Genomic DNA, 12,914 nt, shown 5'->3' on the forward strand with positions numbered 1-12,914 from the left:
GCCGGATGCGAAGGCCGCGCCCCGAGGCGACCGGCCCGGTCACCGCGACCGCGGAGCGGCTCGACACCCGGCGGCCGCTCCCGGCCAGCAGGCTCACGCTCGACGGGGCCGACGGCAGCCCCGAGCTCATGCCCACCGGCACGCCCGGGCGCAGCGGGCCCGCGGCGTTGCCGCGGCGGTCGAGTGCCAGCCGGGTCGTCGACACCGCGCCCGTGGCCGACCGGGGGTGGGACCGCAACCTCGACTGGGGCGAGGACGCCGTCGTCGTGCCGTCGCGGGTCAGTGGGCGGCGCGGGGAGGGGCGGTACGACAACCCGCCGGCCATCCCGCGCTCCGCGCCGCGCCCGGCGGATGTCGAGATGGTCGCCGGCCGGCCGGTGCACGTCGTGTACCGGCCGTCCCGAGGGCTGGAGGTGCGCGAACCGGCGCCCCGCCGCATGCCCCTGCGGGACGGGCCGCGGGAGACCGACGCGGTGGTGAGATGACATGCCGATCCGCACCAACCGCGGCCGCGCCGCGGTGTACCGCAAGGTCTGGGGCTGGCCGATGCGCTCGCCCACGCACTTCGTCGTCATCCTCGTCGTGGTGGCCGCGCTGATCCTCACGATCGGCATCCTCGTTCCGCAGCTCACCGGCGGGAACAGTGGCCGCCCCAGCGGCGCCGCCAACACCACGAGCGGCGCTCCGACGACCCAGGGCGCCACGACCACCGAGGACCAGCAGCCCGGCGGCACCGGCGGCAGCGCCACCACCAACCTGCCCACCCGCATCGCGTCCCCGCCGCAGCGGCCCACCTCCGCCGCGCCCGCCGACGAGGCGCTCAAGGTCGCCAGGTCCTGGGGCGAGGCGTGGGTCCACCACCCTGACGGCGTCACCACCCAGAAGTGGCTCGACGGCCTGCGCCCGTTCACCACCGAGGAGTACCTGGTCGAGATGGCCACCGTGGACCCGGCGAACATCCCGGCCACCAAGGTCACCGGCCGGCCCAAGGCCACCGAGTCGTTCACCAGCTCGGTCACGGTCAAGCTGCCGACCGACGGCGGCGACCTCGCGATCACCGTCATCGACACGCCGCAGGGTTGGCGGGTGGCCTACTACGAGAAGGCGGGCTGAGATGAAGTCCGCGCTCGTGGTGGGTGGGCTGGTGGCGGTGCTCACCGTCGTCGTGGTCGGGGTCAGCGCGGTCACCACCGTGGTCCGCGAGGACCAGCGGGCCGACCAGGCGCGCCGGATGAACCTGTCCTGCAACGCGAGCCTCGGGCCGATCACCAGCGGCCCGGCCGGCAGCGGCGCGGCGGACGCGGCCAAGCTCTCCGGCGACCAGCGCGGCACCGTCGCGATGATCATCTCGATCGGCAAGAAGCGGAACCTGCCGCCGCGTGCCTGGCAGGTCGCCATCCAGGCCGGCATGACCGAGTCGGGCCTGCGCAGCCTCACCTACGGCGACCGCGACTCGCTCGGCATCTTCCAGATGCGCCCGTCGATGGGCTGGGGCTCGCCCGCCGAGGTCACCAACCCCGACTACGCGATCAACAAGTTCTACGACGTCCTCGAGGCCGTACCGAACTGGGAGCAGCAGCGCCCGGGCGAATCGGCGCAGGACGTCGAGCGGTCCGCGTTCCCCGACCGGTACCACAAGTGGGAACCGATGGCCGCGCACCTGATCGGCAACGTCGGCCTGGTCGCCGACCCGACCGGGTGCGGCCAGGGCACCGGCCCGCTGCTGCCGGCACCCACCCAGCAGGCCGGCAAGGCGATCACGTTCGCGCTGGCCCAGCAGGGCAAGCCCTACGAGTGGGGTGCGCTCACCTCGCACCAGAACTCCTACGACTGCTCCAGCCTGATGCTGCAGGCCTACCGGTCGGCGGGAATCACCCTTCCGAGGGTTTCCCGCCAGCAGTTCCAGGCCGGCGCGCTGCTCCCCGTGGAGCAGGCACAGCCCGGTGACCTGCTGTTCTGGGCCTACGACCCGAGCAATCCGGCCACCATCCACCACGTTGCCATGTACCTCGGGGACGGCAAGATCGTGGAGGCCCAGCAGACCGGTGTGCCCGTGCACATCCGGCCGGTCCGCTGGGGGGAAGCAGAGTTGTTGGCCCAGGCCGTGCGGCCGGGCGTCTAGTGATCTTGGGGGTCCCGATGACCATGTACCCGGCCGAGCCGATGCAGCCCCGCCGCCCAGCCTCCAGCACCCCGGTGCACGACTACCTCACGGCGCCGCATCCCGGTGTGCCCGAGGGCTACGTCGTGCTGCCGACCTCGCTGGTCGAGTCGATGCCCCTGCCGTGGCAGCAGGCGATGGTTCAGATTCTCGCCGAGTTCCACCGGGCCCACGGCCACCTCAGCTGGCCGGAGTACCGCGTGGTCCCGTCCCGGCGCGAGCGCCTGGTGAACCTCGACGAGGAGCAGCTGGCCGAGGTCGGCTACCTGGTCGAGATCGACGTCGACGGCGAGCTCGTCTACCGCGAGCGCAGCGGCCGCCGCATCGAGAACCCGGAGGAGACCGAGGTTCTGGTGTCCTGCCTGGACCCGATCCCGGGCCAGTACCGCAACGCGAACGAGGACACCCCGCCGCGCGGCTTCCCCGCCCAGCAGTCCTGGAAGTAGGCGCCCGGCACGGTTGCCGCATGCGGTCCGGCGCATTAGACAGGACCCATGGCCGACAGCAACCCGGATCCTGGTTGGTACTACTGCACCAAGCACGGCACCGTCGAGCACGGCGACGTGTGCCGCGCCGCCGACCGGCTCGGGCCCTACCCCGACAAGGAGACGGCGTCCCGCGCGCTGGAGATCGCCCGCGAGCGCACCGCCGCCTGGGACAAGGCCGAGCGCGAATGGAATGACGACTGACACCGTCGCTCCCTGATCATCCGGCGTCCCGGCTAAGGTGCGAGACCATGGTGGTCAGGGCCGAGGGCGCCGGGAGCTTCGCCCGGATCCGCGTCGAGTTCGGCCTGCCCGCGCAGTTCCCCGGCCCGGTCCTCGCCGAGGCGCAGCACGCCGTCACCAGCGGCGTGGCCGGGCCGGACCGGCACGACGCCACCGACCTCCCGCTCGTCACGATCGACCCGCCCGGCGCCAAGGACCTCGACCAGGCGATGTACGTCGAGCGCCGCGGGAGCGGCTTCCGGGTGCACTACGCCATCGCCGACCTCGGCTGTTTCGTCACCCCCGGCGGCGCGCTCGACGCCGAGGTCCGCCGCCGCGGCCAGACGCTCTACCTGCCCGACGGCAACGTGCCGCTGCACCCCACCGTCCTCAGCGAGGGCGCCGCGAGCCTCCTGCCCGACCAGACCCGGCCGGCCGCGCTCTGGACGCTGGACTGCGACGCCGACGGCGCGCTCGAGAAGGCCCACGTGCGCCGGGCGCTCGTCCGCTCGGTCGCCCGCTTCGACTACGACACCGTGCAGGCCGCGATCACCGCCGGCACCCCGCACCCCTCGGTCGCCGAGCTGCCCGCGATCGGCCGGCTGCGCCGCGAGCGCGCGGTCCGCCGGGGCGCGGTCGAGCTGCAGCTGCCCGACCAGGACGTCGAGCCGGACGGGCGCGGCGGCTGGCGGCTCGTGCTCCGCCCGCGTACCGAGGTCGACGCCTGGAACGCGGAGATCTCGCTGCTGACGGGCATGGCCGCGGCCACGCTCATGCTCGACGCCGGCATCGGCGTGCTGCGTACCCTGCCCGCCGCGCAGAACGGCGCGGTCCGCTGGCTGCGCCGCTCGGCCCGCTCGCTGGGCATCGCCTGGCCGAAGGGCACCGACGCCGCCGAGCTGCTGGCCGGCCTCGACCCCGGCCAGCCCGAGGCGCTCGCCCTGTTCATGGACGCCACCCGGCTGCTGCGCGGCGCCGCCTACACGGTCTTCGACGGCACCCCGCCCGAGCTTGCGACGCACGCCGGGCTCGCCACCTCCTACGCGCACGTCACCGCGCCGCTGCGCCGGCTCGTCGACCGGTTCGGCACCGAGATCTGCCTCGCGGTGTGCGCCGGCGAACCCGTGCCGGAGTGGCTGCGGGAGGCGCTGCCGGAGCTGCCGAAGCTGATGGAGGGCTCGGACGCGCTCGCCACCAAGGTCGACAAGGCCTGCCTGGACCAGGTCGAGGCGTGGGTGCTGGGCAGGCGGATCGGCAGCGAGTTCGACGCGATCGTGCTGCGTGCGGACGAGAGCTCCGCCGAGGTGTTCCTCACCGACCCGCCGGTGATCGCCAAGTGCGCGGGGGAGGACCTGCCGGAAGGCGAGACGGTCCGGGTGCGTTTGGTACAAGCGGACGCGGAGGCACGGAAGGTGTCCTTCGAGCGCGCATGAGGAGGATGTGGTGACCGACGTGACGGGTTTGACGGTCGGGGTGCTCGGTGGCACCGGTCCGCAGGGCAAGGGGCTCGCCCTGCGCTGGGCGCGGGCGGGCATCGGGGTCGTCATCGGCTCACGGAGCGCCGAGCGGGCCGAGGCCGCGGCCGCGGCGCTGCGCGAGGACGCCGGCGTCGAGGGGATCCGCGGGCTGGACAACGCGGGCTGCGCCGAGGCCGCCGACGTCGTGCTGGTGGCCGTGCCGTGGGACGGCCACGGCGAGCTGCTGGAGGCGCTGCGCGACCAGCTCGTCGGCAAGATCGTCATCGACTGCGTCAACCCGCTCGGCTTCGACAAGCAGGGCCCGTTCGCGCTGCCCGTCGACGAGGGGAGTGCCGCGCAGCAGGCGGAGAAGCTGCTGCCCGAGTCCCGGGTGACGGCCGCCTTCCACCACGTGTCCGCGGTGCACCTGGTCGATCTCTCGATCGCCGAGATGGACACCGACGTGCTCGTGCTCGGCGACGACCGTGAGGCCACCGACCAGGTTCGCGCGCTCGCCGACGCGATCCCCGGCATGCGCGGGGTCTACGGCGGCCGGCTGCGCAACGCCCACCAGGTCGAGGCGCTCACCGCGAACCTGATCGCGATCAACCGGCGGTACAAGGCGCACGCCGGGATCCGCGTCACGGACGTGTGATGGAGGCGCTGCCCCCGGGCGCGCACACCTGGAGCGAGGCGGAGCGCGAGCTCGCCGACGCGGTGCTCAGCGGCGAGACGATCGTGGTCAACGTCCGCAAGGGCGGCCCGCACCGCCGGCTCGTGCCGTGGCTCGTCGAGGCGGGCCTGCTCACCTACGTCGGCCGCGCCGGCCGGCGTCACGCCTGGCCCGCGTCCGACTTCGGCAACCCGTTCGTCGGCCTGCGCGGCAACCGGCCGGAGATGGTCCGCCGCTACCGCGAGTGGCTCCCGGGCCGCGAGGCGCTCATGCGGCGGCTGCGTGCGGGTGAGCTCGCCGGCCGGGCGCTGGGCTGCTGGTGCGCGCCGGAGGGCTGCCACGCCGACGTCCTCGCCGAACTGTCGGTGTCCGCCCGTACGCTGGATCCTGGGGGCCGGAGGCCACGAGATGATCGCTGACGACCTCGGCGAGCCCGTCCCCCTCGCCGGCCCGCCACGCACCGTCGTGAGCCTCGTCCCCTCGCTCACCGACGCCATCGAGACCAGCCGCCCCGGCCTGGTCACGGGCGCGACCGACTACTGCACCCACCCCGCCGAGCTCGCGGCCCGGCGGGTCGGCGGCTCCAAGTACCCGCGTGTCGACGACGTCCTCGCGCTGCGGCCCGACCTCGTCGTCGCCAACGCCGAGGAGAACCGGCCCGAGGACGTCGAGCGCATCCGTGCCGACGGCATCCCCGTGTGGGTCACCGCCGCCGCGGCCACCGTGCCCGAGGGGCTCGGCTCGGTCCGCCGGCTGCTCACCCAGGGCCTGGACATCCCCGAGCCGGGCTGGCTCGTCGAGGCCGAGGAGCTGTGGCGCGAGCTACCGGAGCGGCACGCGACCGCGGTCATCCCGGTCTGGCGCCGCCCCTGGGTCGTCCTCGGCCGGGACACCTTCGCCGGCGACGTGCTCGCCCGCCTCGGCGTGGCCAACGCCTACGCCGACGACCCGGAGCGCTACCCCCGCCCGACCCTCGACGAGCTGCGCGCCAAGCCGAAGGACCTGGTCGTCCTGCCCGACGAGCCCTACGAGTTCACCGCCGACGACGGCCCGGAGTCCTTCCCCGGTACCCGGTACGCGCTGGTGTCCGGCCGCCACCTCACCTGGTGCGGCCCGTCCCTGGTCGAGGCGCGCGAGGCGCTGCGGACCGCGTTGTCACTCGGCTGACGGCCGGAACTCGTCGGTCGCCTCCAGGAGCGCGTCGAGCACGCCCCGGTCGGTCACCGCGTGCCCGGCCTGGGGGAGCAGCAGCAGCCGCGAGTCCGGCCACGCGCGGTGCAGCTCCCACGCGGTCGCCGGCGGGCACACCGCGTCGTAGCGCCCCTGCACGATCCGCCCCGGGATGCCGGCGAGCTTGCCGGCGTCGCGCACCAGCTGGTTCTCCGCCAGCCAGCCGTCCTGGACGAAGTAGTGCAGCGCGATCCGCGCGAACGGCACCGCGAACCTCGGGTCCGCGTAGGTCGCGGTCAGCCCCGGGTTCGGCAGCAGCGACACCGCCGCGCCCTCCCAGTTGCTCCACGCCGCCGCGGCCCGCGCCCGCACCTCCGGGTCCGCGTCGTTGACCAGCCGGTGGTAGCCCTCGAGCACGTCGCCGGCGGGCACGAGCGCGGCGAAGTCGGCCCACGCCTCGGGGAACAGGTTGCCGGCGCCGCCGCGGTACATCCAGTCCAGCTCGCGCCGCCGCAGCAGGAACACCCCGCGCAGGATGATCTCGCTCACTCGTTCGGGGTGGGTCTGCGCGTACGCCATGGCGAGCGTGGCGCCCCACGACCCGCCGAACAGCTGCCACCGGTCGATCCCCAGGTGCGCCCGCAGCGTCTCCATGTCGGCCACGAGGTGCCAGGTCGTGTTGGCCGACAGGTCCGCGTCCGGCGCCAGCACCGACGGCGTGCTGCGGCCGCATCCGCGCTGGTCGAACAGTACGATCCGGTACGCGGCGGGGTCGAACAGCCGCCGCTGCAGCGCGGTGGTGCCGCTGCCGGGGCCGCCGTGCAGGAACACCGCTGGCCTGCCGGCCGGGTTCCCGCTGACCTCCCAGTAGATCTCGTGTCCGTCGCCGACGTCGAGCATGCCCTGCTCGTGCGGCTCGACCGGTGGGTACAGCAAGCGCATGCGCACAGTCTTTCCTCCGGCCTAGCATCGGGTCATGGCGACCGTGCAGTTCGGCAAGGAGACCTCCCGGCGGGGCGAGTTCGTGCGGCAGGCGAACCGGTTCACCGACCGGATCACCGCGGACGGCTCGTCGGGCTGGAAGGCCGAGCCGGGGAGGTACCGGCTGGTGGTGAGCCTCGCGTGCCCGTGGGCGCACCGCGCGATCATCGTGCGGCGGCTGCTCGGGCTCGAGGACGCGATCTCGCTGGCCGTCGTCGACCCGATCCGCGACGAGAAGGGCTGGCGGTTCACCCTCGACGAGGGCGGCCGCGACCCGGTGCTCGGCATCGAGTACCTGTCCGAGGCCTACCTCGCCACCGACCCGTCGTTCGCCGGCCGGTTCACTGTTCCGTCCATTGTGGACACCGAGTCCGGTCGCGTGGTCACGAACGACTACCCGCGGATCACCCTCGACCTGTCCACCGAGTGGCGCGCGTTCCACCAGCCGGACGCGCCCGACCTGTACCCGGAGGCGCTGCGGGCGGAGATCGACGAGGTCATCGAGCCGATCTTCCGCAACGTCAACAACGGCGTCTACCGCTGCGGGTTCGCCTCCAGCCAGGAGGCCTACGACGACGCGTTCGACGCGCTGTTCGCCGAGCTCGACCGCCTCTCCGCGCGCCTGGCGGACCGCCGCTTCCTGCTGGGCGACACCATCACCGAGGCCGACGTCCGCCTGTTCACCACGCTGGTCCGGTTCGACGCCGTCTACCACGGCCACTTCAAGTGCAACCGGAACAAGCTCACGGAGCTGCCGGTGCTGTGGGCCTACGCGCGGGACCTGTACCAGACCCCGGGCTTCGGCGACACGGTCGACTTCGACCACATCAAGCGCCACTACTACGCCACGCACGAGGCCATCAACCCGACCCGCATCGTGCCGCGCGGCCCGGACCTGTCCGGCTGGGACGAGCCGCCCGGCCGCGCCTAACGCGACTCGAGGTGCGCCTTCAGCCGGGACAGCGTCGTCGCGATGTTCGTGGTGTTCCTCCCCGCCCGGTCCGGCTCGCCGGTGATCAGGACGGCGATCGGCACGAACCAGCGGGGCAGGCGTAGCCAGCTGCTCTCCGTCACCCGGCAGCCGGTGCCGTCCGGCTCGATCTCGTAGGCCCACCGGGAGATCGGCACCTTGAACGGCGTCTCGACCTCGTAGGCGAACCGCCGGCCGGGCACCGCCTCGGTCACCGTGCAGATCGTGACCCAGCGGCGCCGGCCGTTGCGGTTGCTGCCGCTGAACCGCGCGCCGACGGCGGCCGCGCTCGCGCGGCCCCGCCAGCGCGCCCCGCGGACCTCCTCGGCGAAGGTGACCATGACCGTCGGGTCGCTGACGAGCCGGTAGACCTCCGCCGGCGTCGCGTCGATCCTCACCTGACCGGTCGCGATCGGGTCGGTGCGCGTCATCCCTCGACCTCACCAACCGCCGCTGAGGCCGTCAAGCCCGGCCCCAGCGGCACACCCGCCTCAGTCGGCCAGCTCGAACGACCCGTACGCCACCTCGCCGGCCCGCCGGTAGACGCACTGCACGACGCCGCTCGGCGTCGTGCGGGACTGGACCAGCTCGAGCGCCGCCGGCACGGCGCCGTCGGCGAACAGCCGCTTCCCGGTGCCCAGCACCACCGGGAAGATCATCAGCCGGAACTCGTCGACGAGGTCGTGCCGGATCAGCGTCTGGATGAGGTCGCCGCTGCCCATCACGTGGATCTCCCCGCCCGGCTGCTCGCGGAGCTTCGCGACCGCGCCGGGCACGTCGTCCCCGAGCAGGGTGGAGTTCTGCCACTCCACCCCGGTCAGCGTGCGTGAGGCCACGTACTTCGGCCACGTGTTGAGCGCCTGGGCCGCGTCCGCGTCGGGGTGGTCGGCGGTGACCCGGGGCCAGTGCGCGGCGAAGATGTCGTAGGTCTTGCGGCCGAGCAGCAGCCCCTCGATCTGGGCGAACCCCTCGCCGATGAGCGCGCCCGCCGCCTCGTCGAGCAGCGGGACCTGCCAGCCGCCGTGGGCGAAGCCGTCCTCGCGGTCCTCGCTCGGGCCGCCGGGCGCCTGCATGACACCGTCGACTGTCAGGAAGGTGTCCACCACGATCTTGCTCATGTTCCGGTCTCCTTCGAATCGGGTTTCCTGACCACGCGTCGGACGGCGCGACCCCGGATCGACACACGGAGACAAAAAGATGCGGCCGCCCGGAAAGCCGGGCGGCCGCATCGGTGCGAGCTCAGTGGAAGACGTGCTCCGGTGCGGGGAACTGGCCCCCGCGGACCTCGGCCGCGAACTGCTCGACCGCGCTCGTCATCACGCCCGCCAGGTCGGCGTAGCGCTTCACGAACCGCGGTGCCTTGGCCCGGCGCAGGCCCAGCATGTCCTGCCAGACCAGCACCTGCGCGTCGCAGTCCGGGCCCGCGCCGATGCCGATCGTCGGGATCTTCAGCTCGTGGGTGACCCGCTTCGCCGCCTCGGCCGGCACCATCTCCATGACGACCGAGAACGCGCCCGCCTCCTGCAGCGCGAGTGCGTCCTCGACGAGGTCGTCACCCGCGTCGCCGCGGCCCTGCACGCGGAAGCCGCCGAGGTTGTGCTCGCTCTGCGGGGTGAACCCGATGTGGCCCATCACCGGTACGCCGGCCGTGGTGATCGCCTTGACGTGCGGCGCGAACGCCCGCCCGCCCTCGAGCTTCACCGCGTGCGCGCGGCCCTCCTTCATCATCCGGACCGACGTCGCCAGCGCCTGCTCCGGCGAGAGCTGGTAGGACCCGAACGGCAGGTCGGCCACCACGAGCGCGCGCTTCACCGAGCGCGTGACGGCACGGACCAGCGGCACCATCTCGTCCAGGGTGACCGGCAGCGAGGACTCGTAGCCGTACACGTTGTTGGACGCGGAGTCGCCGACCAGCAGAACGGGGATGCCGGCCTCGTCGAACAGCTCGGCGGTGTACATGTCGTAGGCGGTGAGCATGGGCCACGGCTCGCCGCGCTCCTTGAGCTCCCGCAGGTGATGGATGCGCACCCGCTTGCCCGGCTTTGCCGGCGCCGTGCCGGGGCCGGTGCCGTAGGGCGCGGCCACCTCGCCGTTCTGGCCGGCGGCAGGGGTTGCTGCTGACGTCATTGTCGACCGTCCTTCCCTCGAGGCCCGCAATGGCGGGTCCCCGGGTATTCGTGGAGGGCTTACCAGCCCAGCGTCGCACCAACTCGCCCGCCGCACAGCGCCGTGCGACGAGCTTCACACGGTCGCGCGAGGCCGTTTGTGCACCGAACTTGACTCGGTGTGCACTGCGGTGCGAGGCAGGCAACAGCGCGGGGTGCCCAGCCGTCCACCAGCACATGAACCGACTCACGATCCTGCCGTTGCTGGCCGTCGCCGGTCTGGTCACCGCGTGCACGACCGCCCCGGGCACGGCCGCGCCGCCGACGGTGACCGAGGCCGTCACGTCACCGGCGTCCGCACCGGCCGCCTCCTCGGTCTCCGCGGCGCCCGCCGCCGACACGCCGGAGCCCGACGCCAACCCGCTGCCCTGTGCCGCCGTGCACGTCGAGGCCGCGATCGGGGACGGCTCGCCGAACCAGGACCAGTGGAACACCGACATCGTGCTGACCAACCTCGGCCCGCAGTCCTGCCGGCTCGACGGCGCGAGCAAGCTCGAGCTCTTCACCGGCGGGGACGGCCGACCGCTGGGCATCCACCAGGTCATGAGCGCGGAGGGCGCGGGTGACCTGGCCGTCCTCGACGTGGGCGACACGGCGTCGATGGGCGTGAGCTACCCGACCGCCGAGCCCGGCACGCGGCCGGACTGCCTCGAAGGCGGCTCGTTCGCCCAGGTCACGCTGGACGGCGACAGCGACGTGGTCGAGGCGTGGCCGCCGGATCCCCAGGTCGGCCTGCCCCCGGTGTGCGGCGCGGTGACCGTGACGTCCTGGCTCGCGGGCTCCGCCTAGGCCGCTCGCGCGAACGGCCCGTTTCCGGTGTTCAGCGCGGTGCCGGCGCTGATCGTCGCCTGAGCTACTTGCCCTCGCGCCAGGCGTTGGTGATCGGCAGCCGGCGGTCGCGGCCGAAGGCCTTGAAGGTGATCTTCGTGCCCGGCGGGTACTGGCGCCGCTTGTACTCGGCCTTGTCGACCATCCGCAGCACGCGGTCCACCAGCTCCGGCGCGAACCCGGCCGCCAGCAGGTCGGCGTACCCGCGGTCGCCCTCGACGTAGTCGTCGAGGATCCGGTCCAGCAGCGGATAGTCCGGCAGCGAGTCGCTGTCGACCTGGCCGGGCCGCAGCTCCGCCGACGGCGGCTTGGTGATCGAGTTCTCCGGGATCGGCGCGCCCGGGCCCGCCTCGTCGCGCCACTTGGCGAGCTCCCACACCAGCGTCTTCGGCACGTCCTTGATCGGGGCGAACCCGCCGACCGCGTCGCCGTAGATCGTGGAGTAGCCGACCGCCAGCTCGGTCTTGTTGCCGGTGGCGAGGACCAGGTGTCCGTGCTGGTTCGACAGCCCCATCAGCGTGACGCCCCGGCAGCGTGCCTGCACGTTCTCCTCAGCCAGGCCGGTGAGCCCGAGCTGCGCGACGAACGTGGCGACCATGTCCGCGATCGGCTGGACCTGGTAGTGCAGGCCGGTCCGTTCGGCGAGGTCCTGCGCGTCGGACCGTGAGTGCTCCGAGGAGTACACCGACGGCATCGACACCCCGTGCACCGCGTCCGCGCCCAGCGCGTCGACGGCCAGCGCCGCGCACACCGCCGAGTCGATGCCGCCGGACAGGCCGAGCACCACCGACTCGAAGCCGTTCTTGCGCACGTAGTCGCCCAGGCCCAGGACGAGCGCGGCCCACACCTCGGCGAGCTCGGGCAGCGGCTCGGCCGGCGCGGGCGTCGCCACGGGTTCGTAGCGCGGGAGCGGGTCGTCGTGCAGCACCCGGCGGGTGACGGTGAACTCGCCGACCTGCCCGTCGGTCCGCGCGGCCCCGCCCGGCAGGTCGAGGTCGAGGACGGTGAGGTGCTCGACGAACTGCGGCGCGCGGGTGAGCAGCCCCCCGTCCGCGCCGACGACCATCGAGTCGCCGTCGAACACGAGGTCGTCCTGCCCGCCGACGAGGTTGACGTAGGCCAGGGGAGCCCCGGCTTCGGCGGCCCGCCGGGCGACGAGCGGCAGCCGCACGTCGTCCTTGTCCCGTTCGTAGGGCGAGGCGTTGGGCGCGACGACGAGGTCGACGCCGGCCTCGCCGAGTGCCGAGATCGGGCCGCCCTCCTGCCAGATGTCCTCGCAGATGACCATGCCGACCTCGAGGCCGTGGATGCGCAGGATGTCGAGCGTCTGGCCGGGCTTGAAGTAGCGGCGCTCGTCGAAGACGCCGTAGTTGGGCAGATGATGCTTGAACTGCCGCGCGACGACCTTGCCCCGGTGCAGCACCGCGACCGCGTCGCGGGACCCGACCTCGTCGCGGTCGAGGTAGCTGACGACGCTCGCGATCTCGCCGTACCCGCCGTCGTCCAGCTGCGCGGCCAGCGTGGTGAGCGCTTGCTTGGACGCCTCGGCGAACGACTCGCGCAGCGCCAGGTCCTCGACCGGGTAGCCGGTGAGGGCCATCTCCGGGAAGACCACGAGGTGCGCGCCGGCGTCGTGGGCTCGGCGGGTCGAGTCGAGGATCAGCGCGGCATTGCCGTCGAGATCCCCGACCGTGGCGTTGACCTGCGCCAGCGCGATGCGTAGTTGAGCCATGCCCCAATCCTCGCACACGTTTTCGCCTCCAAGGCGAAAATCCCGCGAGCCTCACACCCGAGCGACCAAC

15 protein-coding genes and 1 pseudogene are annotated in these 12,914 nt (G+C 73.1%); 11 read left to right on the plus strand and 5 right to left on the minus strand.

Annotated elements, in window-relative coordinates:
- The 9 genes and pseudogenes from VGD70_RS14010 to VGD70_RS14050 form a co-directional block, all read left to right on the plus strand.
- Positions 1 to 485, plus strand: a pseudogene (locus VGD70_RS14010) (hypothetical protein); the annotation flags it as partial.
- Position 486: 1 nt separating this feature from the next.
- Positions 487 to 1,113, plus strand: coding sequence for a hypothetical protein (locus VGD70_RS14015; RefSeq protein ID WP_331081834.1), 627 nt, complete (start codon positions 487 to 489; stop codon positions 1,111 to 1,113).
- Between the two features lies 1 nt (position 1,114).
- Positions 1,115 to 2,122: a C40 family peptidase gene (locus VGD70_RS14020; RefSeq protein ID WP_331081835.1), complete on the plus strand. Its 1,008-nt coding sequence runs from the start codon at positions 1,115 to 1,117 to the stop codon at positions 2,120 to 2,122.
- 17 nt (positions 2,123 to 2,139) lie between these two features.
- Positions 2,140 to 2,607, plus strand: a complete 468-nt coding sequence (locus tag VGD70_RS14025) for a hypothetical protein (protein WP_331081837.1) — start codon at positions 2,140 to 2,142, stop codon at positions 2,605 to 2,607.
- A gap of 48 nt (positions 2,608 to 2,655) precedes the next feature.
- Positions 2,656 to 2,850, plus strand: a complete 195-nt coding sequence (locus tag VGD70_RS14030) for a hypothetical protein (protein WP_331081839.1) — start codon at positions 2,656 to 2,658, stop codon at positions 2,848 to 2,850.
- A 47-nt stretch (positions 2,851 to 2,897) separates the two neighbouring features.
- Positions 2,898 to 4,301, plus strand: coding sequence for an RNB domain-containing ribonuclease (locus tag VGD70_RS14035; RefSeq protein WP_331081841.1), 1,404 nt, complete (start codon positions 2,898 to 2,900; stop codon positions 4,299 to 4,301).
- Positions 4,302 to 4,311: 10 nt separating this feature from the next.
- Positions 4,312 to 4,980, plus strand: a complete 669-nt coding sequence (gene npdG / locus VGD70_RS14040) for an NADPH-dependent F420 reductase (RefSeq protein WP_331081843.1) — start codon at positions 4,312 to 4,314, stop codon at positions 4,978 to 4,980.
- Entirely contained in the window at positions 4,980 to 5,417 is a 438-nt protein-coding gene (locus VGD70_RS14045) for a DUF4326 domain-containing protein (RefSeq protein ID WP_331081845.1), read from the plus strand. The genes npdG and VGD70_RS14045 overlap by 1 nt, the downstream gene beginning before the upstream one ends.
- Positions 5,407 to 6,165: a helical backbone metal receptor gene (locus tag VGD70_RS14050; protein ID WP_331081847.1), complete on the plus strand. Its 759-nt coding sequence runs from the start codon at positions 5,407 to 5,409 to the stop codon at positions 6,163 to 6,165. Before VGD70_RS14045 ends, VGD70_RS14050 begins: the two co-directional genes overlap by 11 nt.
- Here the strand turns inward: VGD70_RS14050 and pip are convergent.
- On the minus strand, positions 6,154 to 7,110 hold the full coding sequence (gene pip / locus VGD70_RS14055) for a prolyl aminopeptidase (protein ID WP_331081849.1): 957 nt from the start codon (positions 7,108 to 7,110) through the stop codon (positions 6,154 to 6,156). The two genes, VGD70_RS14050 and pip, sit on opposite strands and share 12 nt — an antisense overlap.
- Positions 7,111 to 7,144: 34 nt before the next feature.
- Between pip and VGD70_RS14060 the strand changes: the two genes are divergently transcribed.
- On the plus strand, positions 7,145 to 8,080 hold the full coding sequence (locus tag VGD70_RS14060) for a glutathione S-transferase family protein (RefSeq protein ID WP_331081851.1): 936 nt from the start codon (positions 7,145 to 7,147) through the stop codon (positions 8,078 to 8,080).
- Here the strand turns inward: VGD70_RS14060 and VGD70_RS14065 are convergent.
- From VGD70_RS14065 to panB, 3 genes are all read right to left on the minus strand, one after another.
- The gene (locus VGD70_RS14065) at positions 8,077 to 8,550 is read right to left on the minus strand and encodes an SRPBCC family protein (protein ID WP_331081853.1); all 474 of its coding nucleotides are present in this window, start codon (positions 8,548 to 8,550) and stop codon (positions 8,077 to 8,079) included. The genes VGD70_RS14060 and VGD70_RS14065 overlap by 4 nt on opposite strands.
- A 60-nt stretch (positions 8,551 to 8,610) precedes the next feature.
- The gene (locus VGD70_RS14070; protein WP_331081855.1) at positions 8,611 to 9,237 is read right to left on the minus strand and encodes a dihydrofolate reductase family protein; all 627 of its coding nucleotides are present in this window, start codon (positions 9,235 to 9,237) and stop codon (positions 8,611 to 8,613) included.
- 121 nt (positions 9,238 to 9,358) lie between these two features.
- Positions 9,359 to 10,246, minus strand: a complete 888-nt coding sequence (gene panB / locus VGD70_RS14075) for a 3-methyl-2-oxobutanoate hydroxymethyltransferase (RefSeq protein ID WP_331081857.1) — start codon at positions 10,244 to 10,246, stop codon at positions 9,359 to 9,361.
- Positions 10,247 to 10,461: 215 nt separating this feature from the next.
- On the opposite strand from panB, the gene VGD70_RS14080 reads away from it, so the two are divergent.
- Positions 10,462 to 11,073 (plus strand): DUF4232 domain-containing protein, encoded by a 612-nt coding sequence (locus tag VGD70_RS14080; RefSeq protein WP_331081859.1) that lies wholly within the window; start codon positions 10,462 to 10,464, stop codon positions 11,071 to 11,073.
- 64 nt (positions 11,074 to 11,137) lie between these two features.
- Here the strand turns inward: VGD70_RS14080 and VGD70_RS14085 are convergent, their stop codons facing one another.
- A complete protein-coding gene (locus VGD70_RS14085; protein WP_331081861.1) occupies positions 11,138 to 12,844 on the minus strand; it encodes an NAD+ synthase in 1,707 nt (568 codons plus the stop codon).
- Positions 12,845 to 12,914 lie beyond the last annotated feature (70 nt).

Origin of the sequence: Actinophytocola sp., from assembly GCF_036402745.1 — a bacterium.
Classification (GTDB): Bacteria; Actinomycetota; Actinomycetes; order Mycobacteriales; family Pseudonocardiaceae; genus Actinophytocola.